The sequence below is a fragment of the Halomonas sp. V046 genome, from assembly GCF_052645355.1.
The window spans coordinates 1-25,837 of the sequence record NZ_JBQXYF010000004.1 but is presented as its reverse complement, the minus strand read 5'-3'; the positions used below and the strand labels follow the sequence as shown (position 1 = coordinate 25,837).

Sequence of the window (25,837 nt, the reverse complement as noted above, 5' to 3'; positions counted from 1 at the left end):
GTGGCCAGGTTCGTGGCGCCCACAGGGCCAGGCTGACTCGGTGCCTGCCCGCCGGCTCGTGATACGTTGGAACCTGACTCATGCCGGCAGGCGTCCTCACGCCTGCCCCAGGACCCAAGGAGCTCGGCGACGATGACCGATCGACACCGCCTATCCCGGCGACAGCTTGCCCTGCCTCTGATCGTCCTTGCTCAGTGGTGCGGCACCTCGCTGTGGTTCAGCATCAACGGCGTTGCCGCAAGCCTCCACCAGGACCTCGGCCTCGCCGAAGCGGCGCTTGGCCAACTGACCCTGGCCGTCCAGCTAGGCTTCATCGTCGGCACCCTGACCATCGCGACCACCGGGCTCGCCGACCGCTACCGCGCCAGCCGGCTATTCTTCGCGGCAAGCCTCATCGGCGCCGGCCTCAATCTCGCCTTCATCGAGTACGCCGATCACCCCGTGATGGCGCTCGTGCTGCGTTTCCTGACCGGTGTCAGCCTGGCCGGCATCTATCCCCTCGGCATGAAACTCGTCATCGGCTGGACCCCGAACAACACCGGGGCCGCCCTGGCCTGGCTGGTCGGCATGCTGACGCTGGGTACCGCCATGCCGCATCTACTGCGCGGGGCGACGCTGGGCCTGCCCTGGGCGTGGACCCTCGGCCTATCGTCGCTGCTCGCCGTTGCCGGAGGCTTCGCCGTCCGCGGGCTCGGCGATGGCCCCCACCTGCCCGCATCGTCGAAGCGCGTGCGCCTCGGCGAAGGCCTTGCGGCCTTCGGCCTCAAGCGCTTTCGTGGCATCGCCGGCGGCTACTTCGGTCACTGCTGGGAGCTCTACGCTTTCTGGTTGCTGGTGCCGTTTCTGGTGGCACGGGAGGTCACGCGCCTTCAGGCAGCACCGGCCTGGGTGCCGTGGCTGTCCTTTGCCGTCATCGCCGTTGGGGCGCTGGGCGCGATACTGGCGGGACGCCTGAGCCGGCGCTTCGGCAGCCGGCGCCTGGCCATCTGGGCCCTGGCGACCTCCGGCGGCCTGTGTCTGGTCTATCCGCTGCTCGGCGGATTGCCACCATGGCTGCTGTTGGCGCTGCTGCTGGTGTGGGGCTTCAGCGTGATCGCCGACTCCGCTCAGTTCTCGTCGCTGGCCGCCGACAGCGCCCCCCGTGAGCGCATTGGCGCAACGCTCGCGGTAATGAACGCCATCGGCTTCGCCTTGACCCTGCCCGGCATCTGGCTCGGCAGCGCTCTCTGGGCCGATGCCGGGCTCTCGGTGCTATGGCTGCTGCTCCCGGGGCCGGTGCTGGGCCTATGGGCCATGCGCGGCGTGACCGACACCGCCGCGTTCAGCGCATCGAGCTCGGCCACCCCCCGGTGATGGAGCCCCGACACAGGCGGCGCGCCAAGGCGCACAAGCACGCAGGGAGGCCCAATGGCCTCCCTGCGTGCTTGTGCTATTGCGACATCGCGCCAGAAACGACCGGCGCGAAGCTCATCGCCACGGGCAGCGCATCGCCCACGGCCTCGCCCCACTAACCGTAACGGCCGGTAATATAGTCTTCCGCCTTCTTGGTATGCGGGTTCGAGAACATGGTCTTGGTATCGTTGTATTCGATCACTTCGCCAAGGTGGAAGAATGCCGTGTAATCCGCCACCCGCGCGGCCTGCTGCATGTTGTGGGTCACCGTGATGATGGTGAACTGCTGCTTGAGCTTGTCCATCAGGTCTTCGATGGTCGCGGTCGAGATCGGGTCCAGCGCCGAGGTCGGTTCATCCATCAGAATGACATCCGGTTGTATCGCGATGGCCCTTGCGATGCACAGGCGCTGCTGCTGACCACCGGAGAGTGAGGTCCCCGGCTGGTGCAGCTTGTCCTTGACCTCTTCCCACAGCCCCGCGTCACGCAGGGCGCGCTCGACCAACTCGTCCTGGTCCGCCTTGCGACTGACCAGGTCATGCATCCTCGGCGCATAGACGATGTTGTCGTAGATCGACTTGGGAAAGGGATTGGGCTTCTGAAACACCATCCCGACCCGCCGGCGCAGCGCCACCTCATCCATCTTGGCCTCGTTGACATCGCGACCGTCCATCTCGACCAGCCCCTTGAGCCGGACACTTGGGATCAGATCGTTCATCCGATTCAGACAGCGCAGGAAGGTCGACTTGCCGCACCCCGACGGGCCGATCAACGCGGTGACGTTGTTCTCATACAGGTCCATGTCGATGGACTTCAGCGCGTGAAAGTCCCCGTACCACAGGTCCAGATCGCGCACGCGGATGCTGAGCTCGTGATTAGCATCGTCATTGCGCCTGACCGGCTGACCGGGCTGATCCTGCTTCATCACGCTCTCTCCACGCTGTGCAACTTTGATATTCATGGCAACGTATCCTGTCTGGGGGCGGGCTTACCAGCGCCGCTCGAATCTTTTGCGCAGCACCACGGCCGAGGCATTCAGGCTGATCAACACCGCCAGCAGCACCAGGATGCCGCCGGAGGTCTTCTCGATGAAGGCTCGATCGGGCTCGCCGGCCCAGGTGAAGATCTGCGCCGGAAGCACCGTGGCAGCATCGGAAATCGAGGTCGAAACGTCCGGGATAAAGGCCACCATGCCGATGATGATCAATGGGGCGGTTTCGCCCATGGCCTGGGCCAGACCGATGATCGAGCCGGTCATGATGCCGGGCATGGCGATCGGCAGAACGTGGTCCCGCACCATCTGCCAGCGCGAACAACCGACGCCAAAGGCGGCATGGCGAATGGAGTCCGGCACGCTTCGTAGCGCGGTGCGCGTCGAAATGATGATGACCGGCAGCGTCATCAAGGCCAGGGTCAGGCCCCCGACTATCGGCGTCGAACGCGGCACGCCGAAGAAATTGATGAAGATGGCGAGCCCGAGCAGGCCGAACAGGATCGAGGGGATCGCCGCCAGGTTGTTGATGTTGATCTCGATCAGCTGCGTAAAGCGGTTGTCCGGCGCGAACTCTTCCAGGTAGACCGCCGTCATCACCCCGATCGGAAAGGCCACCGCCAGGGTCACCATCAGCGTCAGGACCGTGCCCATCGCCGCCGAGGCGATACCGGCAAGCTCCGGCATCTTGGAATCGCCGCTGGTGAAGAAACGGGTATTGAAACGCAGCTCCGCCCTGCCCTCCTGCTCGAGCCGGTCGACGACGGCCTTCTGCCGATCGTTGAGCTTGGAGTGATGACCCTTCAAGTACTGATCGACCTGGCCATCGGCCAGGACCCACTCCATCGACGTGGCGCCGAGCAGGTCCGGGTTATCACGCATTCGGCCAGGAATCAGGCGCAGATAGCCGCGGCTGACCAACTGACGCACGTCTTCATTGACCGCGGCCAGGGGGAGTTGGCTAGCTTGCTCGGTGTAGCTGACCTCGACCTCGATCTGAGCCTGCTGAAAGGCCGGGGTGCCCTTGATCAACATGTCGGCAAAGAACAGCACCAAAAACAGCGCGGCAAGGCCAAGGGCGCCCATCGAGGTCCACTTGAGCCGCGCCGACTTGCGGTGGCGAGCGCGGAGCTGAGCGCTGATGTCATCGAAAGATTGTTTCATGGAGGTAGCTCCGGCTTACAGGTTGTTGACGCGATACTTCTCGCGGAAGCGACGAATCATCATCACCGACACCAGGTTCAGCGCCAGGGTCACCACGAACAGCACAAGGCCAAGGGCGAAGGCGGACAGGGTCTCGGCGCTGGCAAACTCCTGATCACCGGTCAGCGAGGCGACAATACGCACCGTAACGGTGGTCATGTCTTCCAGCGGGTTGGCCGTCAGGTTAGGACGCATGCCGGCGGCCATGACCACGATCATGGTCTCGCCAAGCGCTCGCGACACGGCCAGCAGCGAGGCAGAAATGATGCCCGGCATGGCCGCCGGCACGACGATGTCGCGAATCATTTCGCCCTTGGTCAGGCCCAGGGCCAACGACCCCTGGCGCATGCTGTCCGGCACCGAGTTGATGACGTCATCGGACAGCGAGGAGATGAACGGGATGATCATGATGCCCATGACAATGCCGGGAGCGAGGGCGTTGTTGAACGAGGCCTCGAAACCGAAGAACCCGGCAACGCTGACGATGATCGGTGCCACGGTGATGGCGGCGAAGAAGCCATACACCACGGTGGGGATGCCGGCCAGCACCTCGAGCACGGGCTTGGCCACGGTCCGCACCTTCGCCGGGGCGTACTCCGCCATGTAGATCGCCGCCAGCAAGCCGATGGGGATCGCCACCAGCATCGCGATGAAGGTGATCATGAAGGTGCCGGCAAACAGCGGCACCGAACCGAACTGGGCAGCACTTGTGCCCTCATCGGCACGACCGGCGGCGGCCAGAAAGCTGGCCCCGGGGTTCCAGGTGGTCCCGGTGATGAAGTCCCAGAAGCTCTGCATCTGGAAGAAACGCACCGCCTCGAAGACGATGGACAGCAGAATGCCCAGGGTCGTGAAGATGGAGATCATCGCGGCGCCGGCCAGGATGAAGCGGATCACCCGCTCGATGGCCTGACGGGCATGGAACTCGGGGCGGACCCGCGCCATGGCAAAGGCGAGTCCGGCACAGGCGACGACCAGGCTGCCTGCGAGCAGGTACAGCGGAGGAATCTCGGCCCCCAGCAGCAGCATGACAAAGGCACCCACGGCGCTTACCGCGAGGGCTGGTCCGGCGGTGGACATTACCGCGAACCAGGCGTACTGATCCGGCTGCGCGTACATGGACGTGCCCGAGGCGCGCACTCGCGCCGCCTTGGAGCGTCCCAGGAAATAGGCGATCAGACCAAGCAGCAGCAACGTGCCGCAAAACATTGCCAGGAGTTGAGGGGTCTGCATGGGCGTCTCTCGAAGATCGATGTGCCAGAGGGGTTAGTGACGGTCGAGGCAAATGCGCCGCCTTCCTCTTGAACGTGTACCGGCCGACACTCTTCACGAATGCCGGCCGGCGTGACGGGCCAGTGGCGGTTAGTTCAGGTCGCCAAGCTCGAGAGCAACGTGATCTTCGACAGCGCTGCGGGCGTCGGCGCGCTTGTCTTGCGGTGCCGGAATCAGGCCGATGCCCTTCAGGTAGCCGATGTCGCCGATCATCTGCTCGCTCATGAAGGTGTTGGCATAAGCGGTCATGGCCGGAACGTCATCGGCATGCTGGTTCTTGACGTAGAAGAACAACGAGCGTGAGACGGGATATTCACCGCTGCCGATGGCATCGGGCGTCGGCGCCACGCCGTCGACGTTGGAGCCGATCAGGCTATCGCCGTTCTCTTCGAGGAAGGAGTAGCCGAAGATGCCGAAGGCTGCGGTGTTCTCGGCCAGGCGTTGAACGATCAGGTTGTCGTTTTCGCCGGCATCGATGAAGGCGCCATCGGCACGGATATCGGTGTAGCCCTCACCGCCATAGGCGTCCATGTCCTCGGAGGCCGCTTCCATGACCAGCTCGGCGAAGGCATCACGGGTACCGGACGTGGTAGGCGGACCGTACACGGCAATCTCGCGATCCGGCAGCGAAGCGTCGATGTCGCTCCACTTGGTGTAGGGGTTGTCGACCAGTTCGCCATCGACCGGCACCTTGGCCGCCAGCGCCATGAACAGTTGTTCACGAGTCACGTCCATCGCCTCGTTGGCGGACGACTGGGCAAAGGCGATGCCGTCATAACCGATGAAGGCTTCGGTGATATCGGTCACCCCGTTGGCTTCACAGGTCTCGAATTCGGAAGGCTTCATGCGACGAGAAGCGTTGGTGATGTCAGGAGTATCATCGCCGACGCCGGAACAGAACAGTTTCAGGCCACCACCGGAACCGGTCGACTCGATCACCGGGGTCGGATAGTCGGTGGTGGCACCGAACTCCTCGGCCACATAACTGGCGAACGGGTACACGGTGCTGGAGCCGACGATGCGCACCTGATCGCGGGCCTGGGCAACACCCACCACGCCCATAACGGCTGCAGCAATGGCGGTGGTCTTGAGAATACGATTCATGGAGAAGTCTCCTGGTCATGAAGTGGTCAACCTTCGCGAAACACACAATGACGCACGAAAATGACAACTTCATGACAGCGACGCCTACCTCTCGCGTCCCCTCTCGAGCACGGCCCTGGGCCGCGCTGTGAAGCGGCCCGCTGTGGCCTGCCCGCCAGCGTTCAGGCAGCACGAGCCCGCGGTGGCCGCTTGCCTTCGTTCGGCCTCGCCAGGTCAGGCGACGAACAGACGCTTTCCGGTCAAGGCCAGTCCCCACCCGCGCAGTCCATCAGCCCATCAGCCAAGCAACAGGCCCAGCGCCGCCATGGCGCAGAGCGTCAACGACACCCCCTGCAATAGCCGACGCGGTAGCCGCGGCGCGAGGAGCGCACCGAGGGCATGGCCCATCACCACCAACGGCAGAAAGCTGAGGCTAACGCCGAGCAGCCACCAGGACACCTTGCCGACAACGGCGAGGCTCGCCAGGGTCATCAACGAGGAAATCAGGAAGAAGGCCGCCAGATTGCCGCGCAGCCGCTCCATGGGCATACCATGCATCAACAGCACGATGGGCGGCCCCCCGATGGCGGCCACGGCACCGAAGACACCCGACAGGAATCCGGCGCCGAACAGGCTCGACGCACTCACCGGCAGACGCAGGCGAAACAGCGTCACCACGACGGCGAACAGGACGATCGAGGCGATCAGGACCTCGAGGGTGGCCATTGGGGCGACCAGCAGCAACCAGACCCCGACCAGGGTACCGGGCACCTTGCCGATCAGCGCCATGGAGATATCGGCCATGGCCACCTCGCGATGATAACGACGGACCACCAGGCACGAGACCAGAAAACCGTAAACCACCAACACCACCGGCACCAGGGAAGGCGCCAGCATCAAGATCAGGGGCGCGCCGACCACCGCCATGCCGAAGCCGGTAGTGCGCTGAACGAAGGCACCGAGGGCCAGGACCAGCCCCACCCCCAGCCAGGTAAGCGGACTCAGCTCGCTCCAGGCCCACCATGTCTGCCAACCATCCACTAGCGCCTCACCCATGCTCGCCTCGCGCTTCCGGCTCGCCTGGTGCTTCGGGCTCGTCGCGGGCCAGCAACCGCAACCCCACATTGCCAAGCACCGCCACGGTCAACATGGCGATCACCATGGGCCAGGCCGAATCGATCTCGAAGCCGGTGACCAGCGCCCCCGACAGCGCCGCACAACTGAATTGAATGCTGCCCAACAGCGCCGTGGCGGTAGCACTCATGTGACCGAAGCGTTCGAGCAACGCGGAGATGGCGTTGGGCGAAATCAGGCCGACCACCCCCAGGAACATCATGATCAGTGGCACCACGCTATAAAGCGAGTCGAGCCCTGTGGCCACCAGCACCACCAGCCCAACCGCGGCAACCAACTGGATGGCGAGCCCCAGACGCAGATTCTGCTGGGGAGTGCGTTTTCTCAGCAGGCGGATATTGATCCGATTGGATGAGGCCATCACCACCACGTTGGCACCGAACACAAACGGGTAGACCGCCGGCGACAGACCATAGTGCTGCATGTACAGAAACGGTGACGATGTCACGAAGGCGAAGATCCCGGCAAACGACATCGCCACCGCCAGGATATAGCCCATGGCATGCCGATCGGCGAACACGCTGGCGTAGTTGCGCAAGACCTGGCGCGGCGACGCCACCGGGGAGTCCTTCGGCCGTGTTTCGGGCAGGTAGACACTCAACAACCACATCAGAAAGGCCGCGTAGACAGCCAGGAAGACGAAGATCAGCCACCAGTCGGCGACATACAGCAGCACGCTGCCGACCATCGGAGCGGCCAGGGGCGCCAGCATCAGAATCATGGCCATGGTCGACATCACCTTGGCCGCCTCTCGCCCACTGAAGCAGTCACGCACGATGGCCGCGGAGTTGACCACGCAAGCACCGCCCCCCAGGGCCTGGACGAAGCGCCACACCAGCAGCTCCGACAGCGAGTCCACGGCAATAATGGCGAGGCTCGCCAGGAGGAATACGATCTGGCCAGTCAACAGCACCGGCTTACGCCCAACCCGATCGGACAGTGGGCCACAGAGCAACTGACCGACCGCGAAGCCGACCAGAAACACACTCAACGACAGTTCGGTGCGGTGCACACTGGCGCCAACTGTCTCGGCAAGGGCCGGCATCGCGGGCAAGTAGGCGTCGATGGCAAAAGGCGCCAGGGCCGTGTTGGCCGCCACCAACAAGGCGACGCGCCGGGCATTCAGGGTCACAGGCACTCCGTGAGAAAACGAATAGAAAGCTAATGATACCGCAATTGACCCGGCGCAGGAGGCGACCGGTGGCGAGCCGCCGAACCTCGTGAGAAGGAGCGACGGCCCACCGAGAAGGGGTTCTCCCGAGGCTAGCGACTCGCTGGCACCGGGAACGAGGATGATCAGCGTCGTCGCCGACACCAGTGAGAGACGGTTCCATCGCGGCGAAGGGGCCGCCTGCGCCCTGTATCCTTCATCGGCTTTTTAGACCGCCCCACGGCTTCAGCAGCCTGGGCTCAGGCTGAGCCAGATCGCCGCGACCCGAGAAGGCCCGTAGCGTCGCCGACACGGGGACGCGTCGTCGCAATAGCGACGACATCATGACCCTGGCAGGCGGCGACCGGCCGATCATTTGCCCCGCCCCGGTTCATCGACCGAGACGGCGTCAAGTTAATGCGCGGCGAGGGCCATACGCCGGAGAGGCGCTGGCGCCAGCGATCGAACCTTGGTGGGGCTGGCTGGTGTGCTTGGCTGGTGTCGCTGGCCGGCTGTTTTCACTACCGGCGCTCGTGCTACCCGGCGCCTTTGTACCGGGCCGGCGCCTTTGCACCGGGCCGGCGCCTTTGCACTGGGCCGGCGCCGTGGCGCGCGTCGCTGTTAGGGCTGCGCAGGCCGGTCAACCACCGTTCTTCCGGTTGCCGGCCTGCTGAGCCTCGAGCATTTCCACCAAGGGTTGAAACTGCTCGCGATTATGATCGTTCATGCGCATCAGAATGCGATGGGCTTCGAGGATCCGCTCACGCATGCCTTCCTCGTCGGCGGGCAACTCGGGCAAGGCGGTCAGGGCCTTGGGCTCGGCAATGGGCTGATCCACCAGAGTGAAGAACTGACCGAACCCCATCACCTCGAGCATGCGTTTGACATCGGCGTTATCGGCCACGATGGTCGGCAACTGCTCGAGGCGCCCCTTCAGTGCCATGGCCACCTTGGCCAGAAACCCCAGCGCGGTGGAGTCGACGTTGCTGGCCTCGCGCAGATCGATAATCACCGCCTTCAGGCCCGGCGTATCGGCCAGTTGCTGGGCCTGCTGGTCCAGGGTCGCGCACAGTGTCAGGCGCACGTCCCCACATAACTTGAGGACGAACACGCCGGAGTCGAACGCCGCCTTCAAGCGGCCCTCATGCATTCTCATCGCGAAATCCGCTCACCATCATGATCGTCAGGTCGTCGGGCAGCTCATCGCGCCCCGTGGTGGGGTCGGCAAGCGCCTCTTCATCGCTTGGCAAAATGCCCAAGGCCAGGCTCTGGCGCATATCGTCCAGGGTCTCACTGCTCTCGACCCGGCGGGTCAATTCGTCGAGTCGAGCCTCTAGCGTCTCACCCGGCAAGCATTCCAGAATGCCGTCGGAGCACAGCCATAGCGAAAACTCATCCGGCAAGGCGCAGCCTAGCTGCGGGTAGCTGACCTCGGGAAAGAGGCCCACCGGCATCCCCTCACCAGCGAGTACGCTCACCCCCTGTGCCGTCTTCAACATCGGCATGGGCAGCTGAGCGCCGAGCGAATAGTGCAGATAGCGGCGCCGATGGTCAATGACCCCAACGAACAAGGTGGCGTGCTTGCCGATCCCGGTATCGAGCAACTCCCGATTCAATTGGGCCAGCCAGCGCGGCGCCAGTTGCTCGGGCGACCGGCCATCCCACTCGCTCTGCCAACGATTGGACAGATACTTCAGCAGCACCGTCACGAAAGCCGACGATGCGCCATGGCCGGATACATCGGCAAAGTAGAACAGGGTATAGCGATCGCTATAGGCCTGGATATCGAGAAAATCACCGGACAGGTACAGCGACGGCGCCAACCAGTAGTCGCAACGTATCCCGTTGAAGTCCTGGGGGCGCTCGGGTAACAGGCGACGCTGAATCTGACCACCGGCCTGCTGGTCGAGGCGCAGCATGGCCAGGTGGGTCTCGAGGCTTTCGTTAAGCTCGGCCAGGCGCTGGCGGTCCGCCTCGCGTTCGGCGGCCAGGCGGTTCACCTCGACGACCCGGCGAATCATCCGGCGCAACAAGTGGGCGTGGCGCAACGGATCGACCACGTAATCGACCAGCCCCACGTCCACGGCCTTGAGGAGATCCTCATCGCGGCGATCCGCACTCACCACCAGGGTCGGCCAGCGCTCCGCCAGGGCCGCCCAGGCAGCGCCCGGGACCGCCCGGGAGTGAGCCACCACCAAGGCGATACCTTCGGGCAATTCCTCGACCTGCTCGACGGCAAACACCGCCAGACCGTCACGGGCTATCGCGTCTACCAGAGCATCGCGATGCTCTCCCGGCGAATCGATGACGCCGATCAGTGGCTTGGCAGGATGCATGGCGTCATGGCGTTTTGTCACTCCTCGAAGGCGTCTTCGTCGAAGTCGAAGTCGTCATTGATGAAGGTATCTTCCCCAGCATCCCCGTCATTCACCTCGAAGCGACGGCGTTGTATCCAGGCGTCACGAATGAAGCTATAGCGATCGCCGCGGATCAGATCTTCCTGATCGAGCAGGCTCGCCCTGGCGTCGAGAATCTCCAGGCCACGCAGGGAATAGCGGACCGTGTCGTCTTCGACATACGTCAGCGGATAGGTGTACCAGTCTACCGGCAAGCCGGCGGTGTCGCGCACGGTGCTCGGTCCGAGCAGCGGCAGCACCACGAAGGGCCCCTCGCCCACGCCCCACACCGCGAGGGTCTGACCGAAGTCTTCCCTGTCGGCGAGGAAGCCGGCATGGGTAGCCGGGTCCAGCAGACCGCCGAGACCGAAGGTCGTGTTCATCAAAAAGCGCGTCGAGGCGAGACCGGCGTTGCCCGGCTTGCCCTGCAGCAGACTGTTGAACGCGGTACGAATCTCGCCGAGGTTATCGAAGAAGTTGCTGACGCCCTTCTCCAACGGATCCGGCGTGACGTAACGGTAGCCCTGGGCCGCCGGCTTCAACGCGTATCGATCCAGCACATCATTGAAGGCGAACACGCGGCGGTTGAATCCCTCCCAGGGATCCGCCGGGTTCGGCTCTGTGGCGACTGAGCTACTGGCACAGCCGCCGAGTCCCACCACCACCGCCAGGGCCACTGCACCGCCCCAGAGCCCCTTGCGAGCACTGATCAACCCTTGTGGATTCATCGTTCGACTGCCTCCCTTGCCTTTCCTTGTCACGATCGTTTTGTGGGTACCCAAGCGTTCGGCCCTCAACAGCGACGCACCACCACGCAGCCGGCACTGTATCCCGCACCAAACGAACACACCACCCCCACCGCCTTGGCGGGCATATCCTGGTGGTGCAGGTGGAAGGCGATGATAGAGCCCGCCGAGCTGGTATTCGCGTAACGATCCAGGATGATCGGGGCTTGATCTGGAGCAGGATCCTGGCCAAGCACTCGCCGAGCGATCAGGTCGTTCATGTGGCGATTGGCCTGGTGTAGCCACAGCCGAGCCACGGCCGAAGGGGCGAGGTCCAGGCTATCCAAGTGGTCACGAATCAACTGCGCGACCATCGGACAAACCTCCTTGAACACCCGCCGCCCCTCCTGGACGAACAGTTTGTCCAGGGCCTGCGGGTCGGCGTCGGTGACCCGATTGAGAAAGCCCGAGTTGTTGCGAATGGCGTTGGAAAACTGGGTCACGAGGCGCGTTCCCAGCACTTCAAAGCGCGTCTCGCTCACCGCCACGTCATCGGCTTCCAGCACCAAAGCGGTACAGGCGTCACCGAAGATGAAGTGACTATCACGATCTCGGAAATTGAGGTGCGCCGAACATATCTCGGGATTGACCACCAGCGCTCGTCGGGCAGAGCCTGCCCGGATAGCATTGGCGGCGGTTTCGATGGCGAAGGTCGCCGAACTGCAGGCAACGTTCATGTCGAAGGCGTAGCCGCCGGCGCCGAGCCGCTGCTGAAGTTCCACCGCCACCGCCGGATACGGTCGTTCGAGGTTGGAACAGGCGACGATGACAAGATCGATACCCGCCGCCTCGACGCCAGCATGCTCGAGCGCCTCGCGAGCCGCTACCAGGCCCATCTCGCACTGAATACCGGGGGCCTCATTGTCCCGCTCGTCCAGACGGGGGCGCATGCGTTCGATATCGAGAATGCCTTCGGCATCAAGCACGTAACGACTCTCAATCCCCGAGGCCTTGACGATAAACTCGCTGCTCGAATGGGCCAGCGGCGCCAGCTCACCGGCCTCGATCGCCTCGCTGTTGCGAGTATTCTCGGCATCGACGAAGGCGTTGTAGGAAGCCACCAAGGTGTCGTTATCGATGGCATTCGGGGGGGTGTACAGGCCACTGCCGGTGATCACCACTGTCATGCTGTTCTCCTCTAGGCGACGCAACCAGGTGCCCCAACCTCTCATTCCGGCGCCGTGTCAAGGCGCCCTGTTACAGCGTCAGATTCAACCGCTGTGGCCACTCGCCACGCCGGCTGCTGCTCCGCTCGTCACGCCCTCGGGGGGCGCCGGGTCCTGGCGATGATCGCCCGGGACGATAGATGCTGCTTATTCTACGACGTGTCGCCTACCCCCGCCCGGTCAATTCGGCCCAGCGCTTCTCCAGTCGCTTCTCCGAGACCGGCATTGCCGTACCCAACTGCTGCGCAAACAGCGACACCCGCAGTTCCTCGATCCACCAACCGAACTCGACCAGGGCGGGATCTTCCACCCCGCCGCGGCGTTCGGCCTCGCGCCGAGCGGCCAGCCGTGCTTCCAGGTGCTGCACCGTCTGCATGTGCATCTGATCGCGCATACGCTCTCGCGGGGCCTTCTCCAGGCGCACCAACGCGGCCTCCATATAGCGCGGATAGGCCTGTAGCCACTGGCCTGCCTCGGTGACGAAGCCCGGGTGGACCAGGCGCTGCATCTGGGCCTTGAGATCACTGTATACCAAGGCCAGGGACAGGCTGAGATTGCCCTTCAACGCCTTGGTCACCGCCAGATGCCCTTCGAGTGCTCGCTTGAGAACGTCCGTCAACGCCTCGGCGTGGGGCAGCAGCTCACCGGCCACCGCCTCGAGCCGCTCGCTCAGGGCGTCACTCGAGCGCGGCAAGGGATCCACCGCCACCACCTGCGTGAACACCGCCTTGACCACATCATCGGTCAGCGACCGCTTGCTGCCTACCTTGGCGAACAGAAGTGCACAGGTCGACAGCCCCTTTAACCGTTCGATGGCCTTGACCTGATCCGGCAGACGCACCATGGCGGCCTTCACCACACCGCCACGATGCCCCTCGCGTGCCTTGTCAGGATGATCGAACAGCTCGAGGCGCAAGGCGCCGCCGTCTGCAACCAGCGCCGGATACGCTTCGACGCGAATGCCCGCCTGGGTGGTGACCCGGGACTCGGCCAGGGCCTCCCGCGGGAAGTCCTCGACGCTGTCGGCCTGCTCTACCGAGCGGGCCAGTGCCCGAGCCCCTTCTCCGGCGGCGGCTTCAAAGCGCCGCTCGAGCTCCCGGGGATCGCGCCCCTGCCCCAGCACCTTGCCGTCATGGTCGACCACCTTGAGGTTCATGATCAAATGCGGCTCGAGCTGGTCCAGGCGCCAATCATCCGGATGCAGACGCACCCCGGTCTTGATGCGCAGGAACTCACCGAGGGCCTCGGTCAGACCGCCTTCCCCCGGCACCAGCGCATCGAGAGCGGCATCGACCCAGTCCGGGATCGGCACCACCTGGCGTCGAATGGGCTTCGGCAGCGACTTCAGCAGCGCAATGCACTTGTCACGCAACAGCCCCGGCACCAGCCACTCCAGCCGCGCGGCGGAAAGCTGCGGCAGCATCGCCGCCGGCACCGTCATGGTCACGCCGTCGTCGTCGGCACCGGGGGCAAAATGGTAAGCCAGCGGAAAACGCACGCCGCCGAGGTGGAGTTCGTCCGGATACTGGTTCCCGGTGACGTCCTCGGTACCACGCGCCAGCAACGCCTGGCGGTCGAATTGAAGCAACGTCGGGTCGTCCTGCTCGGCCTTGCGCCGCCAGGCCTCGAACCCCTTGCCGTTGATGATGCCGTCCGGCACCCGGGCGTCATAGAAATCGAACAATGCCTCCTCGTCGACCAGGATATCGCGCCGCCGGGCGCGATCCTCCAGGTCGACGACCTCGTCCACCAGGGCGCGGTTGTGGGCGAAGAACTCCCCCCGGGTGCGAAACTCGCCTTCGACCAAGGCCCGACGGATAAACAGCTCCCGCGACTCCTGTGGCGCGATCGGGCCATAGTGGACCTTGCGCCGCGTCACGATGGGCAAGCCAAACAGCGTGACCTGCTCGAAGGCCACCACCTGGGCCCGCTTCATTTCCCAATGCGGCTCGCTATAGGCTCGCTTGACCAGGTGACCGGCCAGCGGCTCGATCCATTGCGGGTCGATGCGAGCCGCCGTACGCGCAAACAGCCGTGACGTCTCGACAAGCTCCACCGCCATCAGCCACTTGGGGGATTTCTTGGAAAGCCCCGAGGCGGGGTGCACCATGAACTTGCGATTGCGCGCGCCGAGGTACTCGCGATTCTCGGTCAGAGTACCGAGATGCGACAACAGCCCCGTCAACAGGGCCTGATGCAGTAGCGCCGTGCTCTTGCGCCGGGCCTCGCGATCGGCATCACCTTCGTGCTTGCCCTGCTGCCCGCCAGTCGTTGCGCCGGAGGCAGAAAGCGTTGCGCCGAAGGCAGAAGGCTCGGCACCCTCCTCGCGGGGCGCCGGCGGTGGCACCTCGATATCCATGTCGCGCAACACCTGGCGCAGCTGGCGGAAGGTATCGTGCCATTCGCGCAGGCGCACATAGTTCAAGTAGTGGTCGCGACACCAGCGCCGAATGCGGTTGCCGGAAAGTTCGTCTCGGGCGGCCTCGAAGCCATGCCACAGGTTCAAGAGCGCAACGAAATCGGAGTCCGGGTCCTGCCAGCGGCGATGGGCCTGATCGGCCGCCTCGCGTTTATCCGCGGGCCGGTCCCTGGGGTCCTGTACGGCCAGCGCCGAGACGACGATCAATACCTCGCGCAGGGCGCCGAACTCTTCGCCCGCCAGCACCATGCGAGCGAGCCTGGGATCGATCGGCATTCGTGCCAGGCGACGGCCCGATGCCGTGATGCGGCTGGCGTCATCGACGGCGCCAAGCTCGTACAACAGCCGAAAGCCATCGGTGACGAAACGCGAATCGGGTGGGTCGACGAAGGGGAAGGCTTCGATGTCGCCAAGCTTCAACGACAGCATCGACAGGATCACCGAAGCCAGGTTGGTGCGGCGGATCTCGGGGTCGGTGAACTCGGGGCGCGAGAGGTAATCGTCTTCATCATACAGACGAATGCACACCCCCTCGGCGACACGACCGCAGCGGCCCTTGCGTTGATTGGCACTGGCCTGGCTGATCGCCTCGACCGGCAGGCGCTGGATCTTGGCCCGGTAGCTGTAGCGGCTGATGCGCACCAAGCCGGGATCGATGACGTAGCGGATACCCGGCACCGTCAGCGAGGTCTCGGCGACGTTGGTCGACAACACGATGCGACGGCCACTGTGGGAGGCGAAGACGCGATTCTGCTCGGCGTTGGAGAGACGCGCGTATAGCGGCAGAATTTCGGTGCTTTTCAAATCGGCGCGGCGTAGAACATCCGCGGTTTCGCGAATCTCACGCTCACCGGGCAGGAACACCAGAATATCCCGCGGACCATGGAACCAGCGCTTCTCGCGCTCGATGGACTCGATCTCCTCCACCGCATGGAGAATGCCCTCGGACAGCGTGCGGTCGTCTTCGTCCTCGGCTTCACGCATCAGCGGGCGGTAGCGCACGTCGACCGGATAGGTACGCCCGGACACTTCCACCACCGGCGCGGGACGACGCTCACCGTCACTGCCCGCCAAGGCAAAGTGCTGACTGAAACGTTCGACGTCGATGGTCGCCGAGGTGATGATGACCTTAAGGTCGTCGCGACGATCGAGCAGGCGCTTGAGATAACCGAGCAGAAAATCGATGTTCAGGCTGCGCTCATGGGCCTCGTCGATGATCAGGGTATCGTAGCGTCGCAAGTCCGGATCGTGGCGCGTCTCGGCCAGCAGGATGCCGTCCGTCATCAGCTTGACCAGGGTGGTATCGTTGGTCTGGTCGCTGAAACGCACCTGATACCCGACCTGCTCACCGAGGCTGACCTGCATCTCTTCGGCCAGGCGCGAGGCCACGGATCGCGCGGCCAGGCGCCGTGGTTGCGTGTGGCCGATCAGGCCGCGCCGTCCGAGCCCCATCTCCAGGCACAGCTTGGGTAGCTGGGTCGTCTTGCCCGAGCCGGTCTCGCCGGCCACGACCACCACCTGGTGGGACTCCAGTGCCTTCAGGATGTCGTCGCGCCGAGCCGCCACCGGCAGCGCCTCGGGGTACTCCAGATGGACGCGAGAGCCGCGCCGACGCTCGGCGAGGTCGAAAGACCGGTGTACCTGGCCCTGTAGCTCTTTCAGCCCCCGGTCCACCGGCTTGCCGTCCCGGGCGCGCCGGACGAGCCCCGCCACGCGCTTGGCCAGGGTAGGACGATCGCGCAGCATGACCCGATCGAGCTGTGCATCGAGCTCGCGCAGGGTCGCAAGGTCGTCTGGGCGTGTCGGGATCGAAGTCGGAGAGGTATCGGTGCTCACGTCGGAAACTGGGGCTCCAGAAGGGGAATGCCGCGCCCGCCGAAAGTGGCGCGCGCATAAACGATGACGATCCGCATCGTCACGATACGGATCGTCCATTGTAACGCTCGGCGGCGGGTCTCGGCCAATTGGCACCGGCCCCGGCAATGCCCGCACCGGACGCCGGGATGTCCAGGCACTAACGCCTCGGCCCAAGCCCAGTCACGATAGCCCCGTCACGCAGCGATAGCCCAGCGCCCGCCCGTCAGTCCTGGGCCTTGGCCGTCGACGCCTGTGCCGATTCGTCGCGCAACTGGCGACGCAACACCTTGCCCACGTTCGTCTTCGGCAACTCATCCCGGAACTCGATCACTTTCGGCACCTTGTAGGCCGTCAACTCCTTCTTGCACCAGGTACGCAGCGCCTCCGCCGTCAACTCCGGATCCTTGGACACCACGAACAGCTTGATCACCTCGCCACTGGCCTCATCGGCAACGCCGACCGCACAGGACTCGGTGACATCAGGATGGGTCGCGACCACATCCTCGATCTCGTTGGGATACACGTTGAAGCCCGACACCAGGATCATGTCCTTCTTGCGATCGACGATGCGCACGTAGCCATCGTCCTGAATCACGGCGATGTCTCCGGTGTGGAAGAAGCCATCGGCATCGATCACCTTGGCCGTCTCGTCGTCCTTGTTCCAGTAACCCTTCATCACCTGGGGGCCGCTGACGCACAGCTCGCCAGGCTCACCGACCGGCGCCTCGGAGCCGTCGGCGTCGGTCACCTTGAGCTCGGTGCCGGCGACGGGACGACCGATGGTGCCAAGCTGAATCGCATCGACCGGATTGAAACTGACGATAGGGGACGTCTCGGTCAGGCCATAACCCTCGGCCACCGGGCACCCGGTCACTTCCTCCCAGCGATTGGCGACCGCCCGGGTCAGCGCCATGCCTCCGGAGATGGTCAAGTGCAGGCGAGAAAAGTCCAGATCGCGGAAATCCTCACGATTGCACAGCGCATTGAACAACGTATTGAGGCCGACGAAGCCGGAGAACGGCGTCGCCTTGAGCTCCTTGACGAAGGCGTCCAGATCGCGTGGATTGGTGATCAACACCGAGTGATTGCCGACGTCGAGCATGAACAGGCAATTCACCGTGAAGGTATAGATGTGATAGACCGGCAGCGGCGCGATCACGACCTCGCGGCCCTCGTCCAAGCCCGCGCCAATCGCCCTCTTGGCCTGCAGCATGTTGGCAACCAGGTTGCGATGGGTCAGCATCGTGCCCTTGGCAAGGCCGGTGGTGCCCCCGGTGTACTGCAGCACGGCCAGGTCGTCGGGCTTGCCATCGACATCCTGGTGGGACAGCCCGCCGCCCTTGGCGAGGGCCGCGCGAAACGCCACCGCCCGAGGCAGCGAGTAGCGGGGCACCATCTTCTTGACGTACTTGACGACGAAGTTGATCAACGGACGCTTGGGGAAGCCGTGCAAGTCGCCGATCTGAGTGACCAGCACATGCTCGATATCGGTCTTGTCGAGAATCCGCTCGAGCTTGTCGGCCATGTTGGCCAGGATCAGCACCGCCTTGGCCCCGGAGTCCTTGAACTGGTGGGTCATCTCCCGCTCGGTGTAGAGCGGATTGGTATTGACCACTACCAGCCCGGCGCGGATGGCGCCGAAGACCGCCACCGGGTACTGCAACAGGTTAGGTAGCTGAATGGCGATGCGATCGCCGGGTTCCAGGGAGGTCTCATGCTGAAGCCAGGCCGCGAAGTCGCCGGAAAGGCGATCCAGGTCGGCATACGTCAGCGATTGCCCCATGCACGAGAAAGCGATGTTCGACGCGAAACGCTCCACCGAGGAGCGAAAGATGTCCATCACCGAGTGGTAATCATCCAAGCCCTCCAAGGGCGGTCCCTGGATCCGATTCTCGCTGGCGTGCGCACTCATGGGCGTTCTCCGTCATCTGCGGCGACCTCAGGCCACCCTCGTTATTGTCCCTGGCTACCATAGCCTAGCCGCGCCAAGACTGTAATACGCGTGATTTAAACTTTCGTTTCAAACCGCACACTCCCAAGCGCTGGACCCCGACCACACCACTGCCAGGGCGCTACTCGTCGGCGGCCAGAAAACGGGCCTCGATGGCACCGTCACGCCACACCAGAAGCTCCCCGGGCACCATCTTCACCCAACGTTCGTTGTCGGTGAGTGGCGCCGTGGCCAACACCGAGACCACGTCGTTCGGCGTCGTATGCTCGACGAAGTTGACCACCATCTCGGCGTCAGACAGGTTGGCTTCGCCGAAGGGCGCGCAGCGAGTGATATGGGCGAGCTTGGTTGAGCAATAGGTATACAGATACTCGCCATCGGCCAGCAGCAGGTTGAAGACGCCAAGCCCGCGCAAACGCTCACACAGCTCATGCAGGGTCTGCCACATCGCCTGACGGTCCGCCGGGGGCTCGGGATAGTGGCGACGCAGCTCGCCGAGCAACCAGCAGAAGGCATGCTCACTGTCGGTAGTCCCGACCGGGCGATAGGTCGACAGTGGCAAGGCCTCCCAGCCCTCGAGCTGACCGTTGTGGGCATAGCACCAGGGCTGCCCCCACATTTCTCGAGTGAAGGGGTGGGTATTGGCCAGTCGAACGCCGCCGACATTGGCCTGACGGATGTGGCTGATGACGATATGCGACTTGATCGGGTACTCGCAGATCAAGCGTGCGATACGCGAGTTGACCGACGGGTGTGGATCACGAAAGTCGCGGTAACCGCCTTCTTCATAGAAGGCGATCCCCCAGCCATCGCGATGCGGACCGGTGCCGCCGCCACGGTGCAGGAAGCCGGTGAAGCTGAAGCAGATATCGGTAGGCACATTGGCGCTCATGCCTAAAAGCTCACACATGCGGTTCCTCCCGTACCTCGGACGCACCACGCCGGCGACGCCACACCATCACCACCACGAGCAGCATCAGCACCGCGCCTATCGCCAGCCACACCCGCGGGTCGCGCTTAGCCGCCGCGGTGGCCTCGGAGAGCCCCGGACGCCCCGCCTGCCACCACTCGATGACCTTTTCGGGCCCTTCGTTGACCAACGCCACGAAGCGATCGGCCAGCGCGTCACCGGTATCGGTCTCGACCTCGTCGCCAGCGTCGGCCTCACCGAATCGCTCGCCGGTCAGGGTCGGCCCCGCGGCGGCGCGATCGATGCCCACGCTGCCATCGGCATTGAGCCATACGGTGGGCAGCGAGAAGCGCTGCTCGACGCCATCCAGGGTCGCCACGGCGCTGATTTCCAGGGGCTGGCGGACCTCCTTGTCCAGTGCCGGGATCACGACCTCCCAGCGCTGGCGACCGGTGGCGTCGACGCTCACCGCCTGACCCAGGAGGTCGGCCTCGAGGCGAGTGTTTTCCTGATTCAGCCGCGGATGCTCGGCGGCCAGCAGAACCCGGTTGCCATCGTCGCTCAACGCCGTGCCGATGGAGGGCAGGATATTGACGGCCTGAACCCGCTGGCGATGGAACCCCTCGCCCTGGGCATCGATGACCAGGCGCGCGTTTCCGGTGGCCGCCGGCGCCGGCAACCGGCCACGAAAACGCTCTCCGTCGGCGCTCAAGGTGGTGGTAACGGGGGTCGATAGCTCGTCCCCATCGAGGGTGGCCGTGATGCTGAGCCGCTCAGGCAGGGCCGGGGCCGGCGATGACTCGTCGCCCTCGCTGGTGATCCAGGCCTCCAGCGGCACCTCGAAGCCGGTATACAGCGTCGTGGGCAGCGCCCCGGTGTCCAGACGCCGGGCGCCGGAGACGGTGATGCGGCTGTTGGACCCGACCGGCCCCTCGATACGCCACTCACCCGAGGCGGGGTCGGGCACGCGAATCAAGTCAAAGCGCGGCTCATGACGCCAACTGACCTCGGGGGGCGCCGTCTCGGCGCTATAGCGCGTGCCATCCGGGGCAATCAGGGTCACTTCCCCCTGGTCGGGTTCATGGAAGACCAACGCCGAGAAGCCGTCGACGCTGTCGTCGATGGAGAAAGCGCCGTCGTCCAACGGCACCTGGTCGGCGGGGAAGATGCGCTCGACGATGTCGAGGAAGGCCCCCAGCAGCGCCTCTGGCGATTCGACCACCGCAGCCAGGCCGCCGGTCTGCTGTGCCAGGCTCTCGACCAGCGCTACGTCGGCGTCTTCGGAGAAGGCGATGGCATGAATGGCTACGCCCTGATTGGCCAGGTCCGGGACCATGGCGTCCAGCAGGCGCTCACGGGACGCCACATCGATCGCCGGCTTGTCACCGCGCGATGGCGACAGGTCCACCACGCCATCGGTCACCAAGACCAGATGGCGCCAGCCATCGGCGTTGGCGGCGACGGCCTGCCTCAGCGCCGCCTCGATATCGGTATACTGCTGGTAGTCCTCAAGCGCCGGCGGCAGGGCCAGCGCCTGTTCGCGCCAGCGGGCGTCCACCGACGCCAACGGCAGCGGGTTATCGACGCTCTCGCCGAAGGTCCAGATACCGGCATTGACCCCTTGTGGCAACAGGGCCACCAGCATGTCGAGCGCGCTACCCGCCAGGCGATTGGGATCGTTGGCCTTCATGCTACCGGAGACATCGACCACGACCCGAACGTCGGGGTTCTCGCTGAAGGTGCCGTCAACGCCGGAGCCGGCACTGCCAGACGCAGCGGGCTGCGCCGACTGTTGCGCCTGGACAGCGGGCAGCGACAGAAGCAGCAACACGGCCAGGCCTACCCGCAGCCCCAGTCTCGCTCCCCTCCGCCGCCACCGCCGTCTTGTCGCCTGATCATCGCCCATGGGGGCTCCTTAGCCGAGCACCGGTTCGCGGCGTTTATCGCCATTCCGGGGCTTGGGTGCCTGTTCGTCCTCACGACGAGCCTCGCGACGAGCCTCCTCGGCCTTGCGCACACGGCGGCGATGGCCGAGCCACCACAGCAGCAGCCCAAAGCCTGCGCCGAGACCGGCGCCGAGAGCCGCCAGGGTAGCCGCCGGCACCAGCACGCCGGTGCTGCCGTCGAGCAGGGCCACCCCAGCCACCAACACCGCGGGCGCTTGCCCGTGGTAGACCTGGCCCTCCTCCACCAGCGGCAATTCGAACGCCGAAGGCATCCACATCAATCCGGCCACCGCCCAGGTCAGCACCAAACGAGGGAGACGGGGCAAAAAGGCCAGCCCAAGGTAGCCAGTCACCAGTACCACCAGCGACAATACGCCGTAGACTGTCCACAGCAATGACATTGAATCCGAGATCAGCATCGGTTCCTCACTTGATGGTGCATCCAGAGACGCACATGACGATAATTTTCCAGAGTATGGTACATCTCGCACCATGAAAGCACAGCCGCCAAATCACGCCCAAAGCACGCAGCGCCATCAGCCAGGCCTGTCGACCCCGTCGGACTTCCGCCGCCCAGAGGATCCCGAGTGGCATTGGCTCGAGGATCGCGACGACGGCCGGGTCCAGGAGTTTCTCCACGCGGCCAACGCCTCTTCGGATGCCTGGTTCTCCCCGCTGGAGCCTTTGGCCGAGGCACTCTATCAAGGGCATCTGGCCCGCCGAGAGCTCGCGGTCAAGGGCCTGGCGACGCGTCTTGACCATTTCACCGTGTGGAGCGAAACCGCCGCCGACGCCGACTATCCACAGTGGTGGCGCCACCCCAACGACGCCGCCGAGGCCAGCGAGTGCTTTCTCGACCTGGAGGCCAGGGCTCGTGCCCAGGCCTTCCTCGAGCTCGGCGACATGGCCCTCTCGCCCGACGAGCAGTGGCTGGCCTGGACCGAAGACACCCAGGGCGATGAGACCTACACCCTGCACCTGAAGCGGCTCCCCGACGGAGAGCCGCTGGCGCTGCTCGACCAGCTTGGTGCCGAATTGTGCTGGGCAGAAGACGGCACCACGCTGCTGTTCACCCGCTATGACGCCACCCAACGCCCGGACAGCGCCTGGCGCCTGCCGCTGAGCCTCGCGCCCGACGGTGGCTGCCGTGCCGGAGACCCCGTGCTGGTCTGGCGCGAAGCCGATCCCGAGTTCTGGATCGGTCTCGGCAAGACCCGCTCACGCCAGTGGCTGCTGATCGAGTCCGCCTCCAAGGACACCAGCGAGAGCCATCTGGTTCCCGCCGATCGCCCCGCCACCCCGCCACGCTGCTTTCAGCCGCGCAGCGCCGGCGTGGAATACGCCCTCGATCATCGTCCGGGGCACTTCTACATCCTGCATAACCAGGATGCCGTTCACTTCCAGCTCGACGTCGTCGCCGAAGGCGGCCTCGGTGGCGAGGGGCAGCGCAAGACATTGGTCCCGCATCGCGAAGAGGTCACCCTGGAGGGCGTTGACGCCTATGCCTGGGGCCTCGTCGTCGGCGAGCGCGATCATGGGGAAGCCCAGGTCTCGCTGCGCCGGGTGGAGTTCGATGCCGCGGGCGACATCATCACCGACGACACGCTGCCCACGTCCGCGGGGCCGCTCTCCGTCGGCCTTGGCGACACACCGCACTTCGACGCTCGGGTGCTGCGCCTGCGCGAAGAATCCTTCACCACACCGGCCAGCTGGTGGTCGCTAGACCTCGACAGCGGTGACCGCAAGCTGCTCAAGCAGGCCCCGCTGCATGGCGACCTTGGCCCCGCTGACCTGGCCTGCGACCGCCTCTGGGCTATCGCCCACGATGGCGAGCGGGTGCCGGTCTCGGTCGTGCGCCGCGCCGACCTGGTCGGCCAGGCACTGCCGACGCTGCTCTATGGTTACGGCGCCTACGGCGAGGCACTGGATCCATGGTTCTCGGCGGCGCGCCTGGAACTGCTGGCCCGCGGAGTCGCCTTCGCCGTGGCCCACGTCCGTGGTGGTGGCGAGCGCGGCGAGCCCTGGTACCTGGCCGGCAAGCTCGAACACAAGCCCAACAGCTTCCACGACTTCCTCGCCGCACGAGACACCCTGGTCGACCAGGGACTGGCAGACGCGGAGCGCATCGTCGCCTACGGGGCGAGTGCCGGCGGCCTGCTGGTCGGCGCCAGTCTCAACCTGGCTCCGACGGCCTTCTGTGCCGCGGTGCTCGACGTGCCCTTCGTCGATGTGTTGCGCACCATGGAGAACCCGGATCTACCGCTGACCACCGCCGAATACACCGAATGGGGCAACCCCGAGGATCCTCGTGATGCGCGGCGGATCCGTGACTACTCGCCGCTGGACAATCTCGCCGCCCGCGACTGGCCGACGGTGTTCCTGCAGGGCAGCTGGCACGACACCCGTGTGCCCTACTGGGAGCCGGCCAAACTCTACGCACGGTTGGCGCAGGCGAACGCCGAGACGCCCTCACTGTCCAATCGCCCAGTGCTGTTGCGCACGGACATGGAATCGGGTCATGGCGGTGCGTCCGGGCGCTTCAAGGCCTGGCGCGACGGCGCTCGCCAGGACGCCTTCATTCTCTGGGCCCTGGGCTTGAGTGACGGCGCCGGGCCGCCCCGGACCTAACCGGGCCTGGGGTTGCACGAACGGGGCTTGAACAGACTGGCCTGACCACCATCAACCAGTCGCTACCTCGCGCGCGACCCGGCAAGACCCGGCGATTGCCATGCCCAGGCGCGGCGTTACCGGGACGAACAAGGGCCAAGGCGTGATTTAGGGCATGCTAAAATAAGCCAGCCCGGTCCACTGCCCTCCCGCTCCGTGGTGTCGGCACACCCTGCCAACGGAACCCCGCGGCGGGGGGCAGCAGCGGACTCGCCATGGCCCCCGGATTCAGCACCGCCGCCGACCTTAAAGCGGCGGCAAGACGCAAGATGCAAGACACACAGCGCCGCCTACCCAAAGGAGTTTTGATGAACGCCAAGCCCATGCTCGCCCTGACCGCCGCCCTGTGGCTCGGTACCAGTCTCAGCGCTTGCTCCGACGGCGACGACGACAGCCAGGAAGCCGCCGCCAATAGCGGCCAGTCCCAGTCCCAGAGCGCCGAGGACAGCGGCCAGCCAGCCCAGGTGGACGCCGCCGTCGCCACCGACCCCGACGCGAAGGCCGAGCCCGCGGAGGAACCTGATGCGGACGCCGATGCCGAGAACCGAGCGGAGGATTCCACCGAAGAGCCCACAGAAGACGCTCCCGCCCAGGCGTCAGATGAGCGCACCAAGGCACTGGAAGACGCGCTGCGCACCAACTTCGATCCGCAACTCGGCGAAGTGCGCTACCTGCTTGGCTGGGCGGACCTCAACGACGACGCCAGCGACGAGGCCATCGTCCACGTGGTCGGACCGATGGTCTGCGGCACCGGTGGCTGCGATACCCTGGTCCTGCAGGCCCAGGATGACACCTATCGGGTCATCAGCGCCCTCGCCACCACCGAGCCGCCGATTCATCTCGGCAGCGAATCCCACAACGGCTGGCAGGACCTGCTCGTCACCCGCCGTGGCGACGATACGGCTCGGGAAGACGTCGTGGTTCGCTTCGACGGCGATGCTTACGTCGAAAGCGACGCGAGCGCCGGTGCCGAAGGCCAGCGGTTGATCGCTCCTTTCGAGAGCATGGAAGACGCGACGCCGCTGTTTACCGGCGCCGGTGATGGCACCACGCCCGGTTCGTCCGAGGCGCCTGATGAGGAAGAAGGCAGCACGGCAGAGCCCACCGAGACGCCAGACGAGGCGAGCGCAGGCGACGAGGCCGCCCTGGCCTCCGACGCCGAGCGTACCGCCCCAGGCGAGCAGGACGACGACGCGGCAACCCCTGACGCCGATCGCGAGCAAGCGACCGAAGGCGACGACCCCCAAACGGGCTCCTGATCGCCACCCGGTGCGCGCCGCCGGAAGGCCTGCACCGTCGCGGCTCGCAGGCCCCGGTACGCTCCGAGGGCGCTCATCGTCCGCTCAAGCACAGGGCCGCGCCAGTCGAGGCGCGGCCCTGTCGAGGTCGAGTACAGCGGGGGTCGAGCGCAGCGGGGGTCGAGTGCAGCGGGGGGCGAGTGCAGCGGGGGTCGAGTGCAGCGGGGGGCGAGTGCAGCGGGGTGGTACTGGCGTCTCGACGCTCTCTCACCCCCCC

18 protein-coding genes are annotated in these 25,837 nt (G+C 65.1%); 3 read left to right on the top strand and 15 right to left on the bottom strand.

Annotation, left to right across the window (positions count from 1 at the left end; all coding sequences use genetic code 11):
- Window positions 1-132: 132 nt before the first annotated feature.
- Window positions 133-1,353: an MFS transporter gene (locus ACUN9Y_RS06130; protein ID WP_445459805.1), complete on the top strand. Its 1,221-nt coding sequence runs from the start codon at window positions 133-135 to the stop codon at window positions 1,351-1,353.
- A 154-nt stretch (window positions 1,354-1,507) separates the two neighbouring features.
- Here ACUN9Y_RS06130 and pstB read toward each other — a convergent pair whose 3' ends face one another.
- From pstB to ACUN9Y_RS06055, 15 genes are all read right to left on the bottom strand, one after another.
- Window positions 1,508-2,317, bottom strand: coding sequence for a phosphate ABC transporter ATP-binding protein PstB (gene pstB, locus ACUN9Y_RS06125; protein WP_445460077.1), 810 nt, complete (start codon window positions 2,315-2,317; stop codon window positions 1,508-1,510).
- A 63-nt stretch (window positions 2,318-2,380) separates the two neighbouring features.
- On the bottom strand, window positions 2,381-3,547 hold the full coding sequence (pstA, locus tag ACUN9Y_RS06120; RefSeq protein ID WP_445459804.1) for a phosphate ABC transporter permease PstA: 1,167 nt from the start codon (window positions 3,545-3,547) through the stop codon (window positions 2,381-2,383).
- Between the two features lie 15 nt (window positions 3,548-3,562).
- Window positions 3,563-4,819, bottom strand: a complete 1,257-nt coding sequence (gene pstC, locus ACUN9Y_RS06115; protein ID WP_445459803.1) for a phosphate ABC transporter permease subunit PstC — start codon at window positions 4,817-4,819, stop codon at window positions 3,563-3,565.
- A gap of 129 nt (window positions 4,820-4,948) precedes the next feature.
- Complete coding sequence (locus ACUN9Y_RS06110) at window positions 4,949-5,962, bottom strand: PstS family phosphate ABC transporter substrate-binding protein (protein WP_445459802.1); 1,014 nt, start codon at window positions 5,960-5,962, stop codon at window positions 4,949-4,951.
- Window positions 5,963-6,238: 276 nt separating this feature from the next.
- Window positions 6,239-6,997, bottom strand: coding sequence for a sulfite exporter TauE/SafE family protein (locus ACUN9Y_RS06105; protein ID WP_445459801.1), 759 nt, complete (start codon window positions 6,995-6,997; stop codon window positions 6,239-6,241).
- Window positions 6,990-8,207 carry a Bcr/CflA family multidrug efflux MFS transporter gene (locus ACUN9Y_RS06100; protein ID WP_445459800.1) on the bottom strand — a complete coding sequence of 406 codons (1,218 nt, stop codon included), beginning with the start codon at window positions 8,205-8,207 and terminating at the stop codon, window positions 6,990-6,992. The genes ACUN9Y_RS06105 and ACUN9Y_RS06100 overlap by 8 nt, the downstream gene beginning before the upstream one ends.
- A 658-nt stretch (window positions 8,208-8,865) precedes the next feature.
- Window positions 8,866-9,381, bottom strand: a complete 516-nt coding sequence (locus tag ACUN9Y_RS06095) for an STAS domain-containing protein (protein ID WP_445459799.1) — start codon at window positions 9,379-9,381, stop codon at window positions 8,866-8,868.
- The gene (locus ACUN9Y_RS06090) at window positions 9,368-10,561 is read right to left on the bottom strand and encodes a PP2C family protein-serine/threonine phosphatase (RefSeq protein WP_445459798.1); all 1,194 of its coding nucleotides are present in this window, start codon (window positions 10,559-10,561) and stop codon (window positions 9,368-9,370) included. The genes ACUN9Y_RS06095 and ACUN9Y_RS06090 overlap by 14 nt, the downstream gene beginning before the upstream one ends.
- Before the next feature lie 17 nt (window positions 10,562-10,578).
- A complete protein-coding gene (locus ACUN9Y_RS06085; RefSeq protein ID WP_445459797.1) occupies window positions 10,579-11,349 on the bottom strand; it encodes an MlaA family lipoprotein in 771 nt (256 codons plus the stop codon).
- A gap of 65 nt (window positions 11,350-11,414) precedes the next feature.
- Window positions 11,415-12,533 (bottom strand): beta-ketoacyl-ACP synthase III, encoded by a 1,119-nt coding sequence (locus ACUN9Y_RS06080; RefSeq protein WP_445459796.1) that lies wholly within the window; start codon window positions 12,531-12,533, stop codon window positions 11,415-11,417.
- A gap of 205 nt (window positions 12,534-12,738) precedes the next feature.
- On the bottom strand, window positions 12,739-16,737 hold the full coding sequence (gene hrpA / locus ACUN9Y_RS06075) for an ATP-dependent RNA helicase HrpA (RefSeq protein ID WP_445460076.1): 3,999 nt from the start codon (window positions 16,735-16,737) through the stop codon (window positions 12,739-12,741).
- Between the two features lie 334 nt (window positions 16,738-17,071).
- The gene (locus ACUN9Y_RS06070; protein WP_445459795.1) at window positions 17,072-18,760 is read right to left on the bottom strand and encodes an AMP-binding protein; all 1,689 of its coding nucleotides are present in this window, start codon (window positions 18,758-18,760) and stop codon (window positions 17,072-17,074) included.
- 160 nt (window positions 18,761-18,920) lie between these two features.
- Window positions 18,921-19,709 (bottom strand): class II glutamine amidotransferase, encoded by a 789-nt coding sequence (locus ACUN9Y_RS06065; protein WP_445459794.1) that lies wholly within the window; start codon window positions 19,707-19,709, stop codon window positions 18,921-18,923.
- Window positions 19,702-21,540: a VWA domain-containing protein gene (locus tag ACUN9Y_RS06060; RefSeq protein WP_445459793.1), complete on the bottom strand. Its 1,839-nt coding sequence runs from the start codon at window positions 21,538-21,540 to the stop codon at window positions 19,702-19,704. Before ACUN9Y_RS06060 ends, ACUN9Y_RS06065 begins: the two co-directional genes overlap by 8 nt.
- Window positions 21,541-21,624: 84 nt before the next feature.
- Window positions 21,625-22,074 carry a hypothetical protein gene (locus tag ACUN9Y_RS06055; protein WP_445459792.1) on the bottom strand — a complete coding sequence of 150 codons (450 nt, stop codon included), beginning with the start codon at window positions 22,072-22,074 and terminating at the stop codon, window positions 21,625-21,627.
- Window positions 22,075-22,147: 73 nt separating this feature from the next.
- Here ACUN9Y_RS06055 and ACUN9Y_RS06050 point away from each other — a divergent pair, with 73 nt between their 5' ends.
- Window positions 22,148-24,283, top strand: a complete 2,136-nt coding sequence (locus ACUN9Y_RS06050; RefSeq protein WP_445459791.1) for a S9 family peptidase — start codon at window positions 22,148-22,150, stop codon at window positions 24,281-24,283.
- A 347-nt stretch (window positions 24,284-24,630) separates the two neighbouring features.
- On the top strand, window positions 24,631-25,581 hold the full coding sequence (locus tag ACUN9Y_RS06045) for a hypothetical protein (protein ID WP_445459790.1): 951 nt from the start codon (window positions 24,631-24,633) through the stop codon (window positions 25,579-25,581).
- Window positions 25,582-25,837: the final 256 nt, after the last annotated feature.

Coding starts and splice junctions, on each gene's coding strand:
- ACUN9Y_RS06130 (WP_445459805.1), top strand. CDS start 133: ATGACCGATCGACACCGCCTATCCCGGCGACAGCTTGCCCTGCCTCTG.
- pstB (WP_445460077.1), bottom strand. CDS start 2,317: ATGAAGCAGGATCAGCCCGGTCAGCCGGTCAGGCGCAATGACGATGCT.
- pstA (WP_445459804.1), bottom strand. CDS start 3,547: ATGAAACAATCTTTCGATGACATCAGCGCTCAGCTCCGCGCTCGCCAC.
- pstC (WP_445459803.1), bottom strand. CDS start 4,819: ATGCAGACCCCTCAACTCCTGGCAATGTTTTGCGGCACGTTGCTGCTG.
- ACUN9Y_RS06110 (WP_445459802.1), bottom strand. CDS start 5,962: ATGAATCGTATTCTCAAGACCACCGCCATTGCTGCAGCCGTTATGGGC.
- ACUN9Y_RS06105 (WP_445459801.1), bottom strand. CDS start 6,997: ATGGGTGAGGCGCTAGTGGATGGTTGGCAGACATGGTGGGCCTGGAGC.
- ACUN9Y_RS06095 (WP_445459799.1), bottom strand. CDS start 9,381: ATGAGAATGCATGAGGGCCGCTTGAAGGCGGCGTTCGACTCCGGCGTG.
- ACUN9Y_RS06090 (WP_445459798.1), bottom strand. CDS start 10,561: ATGCATCCTGCCAAGCCACTGATCGGCGTCATCGATTCGCCGGGAGAG.
- ACUN9Y_RS06085 (WP_445459797.1), bottom strand. CDS start 11,349: ATGAATCCACAAGGGTTGATCAGTGCTCGCAAGGGGCTCTGGGGCGGT.
- ACUN9Y_RS06080 (WP_445459796.1), bottom strand. CDS start 12,533: ATGACAGTGGTGATCACCGGCAGTGGCCTGTACACCCCCCCGAATGCC.
- hrpA (WP_445460076.1), bottom strand. CDS start 16,737: ATGCTGCGCGATCGTCCTACCCTGGCCAAGCGCGTGGCGGGGCTCGTC.
- ACUN9Y_RS06070 (WP_445459795.1), bottom strand. CDS start 18,760: ATGAGTGCGCACGCCAGCGAGAATCGGATCCAGGGACCGCCCTTGGAG.
- ACUN9Y_RS06065 (WP_445459794.1), bottom strand. CDS start 19,709: ATGTGTGAGCTTTTAGGCATGAGCGCCAATGTGCCTACCGATATCTGC.
- ACUN9Y_RS06055 (WP_445459792.1), bottom strand. CDS start 22,074: ATGCTGATCTCGGATTCAATGTCATTGCTGTGGACAGTCTACGGCGTA.
- ACUN9Y_RS06050 (WP_445459791.1), top strand. CDS start 22,148: ATGAAAGCACAGCCGCCAAATCACGCCCAAAGCACGCAGCGCCATCAG.
- ACUN9Y_RS06045 (WP_445459790.1), top strand. CDS start 24,631: ATGAACGCCAAGCCCATGCTCGCCCTGACCGCCGCCCTGTGGCTCGGT.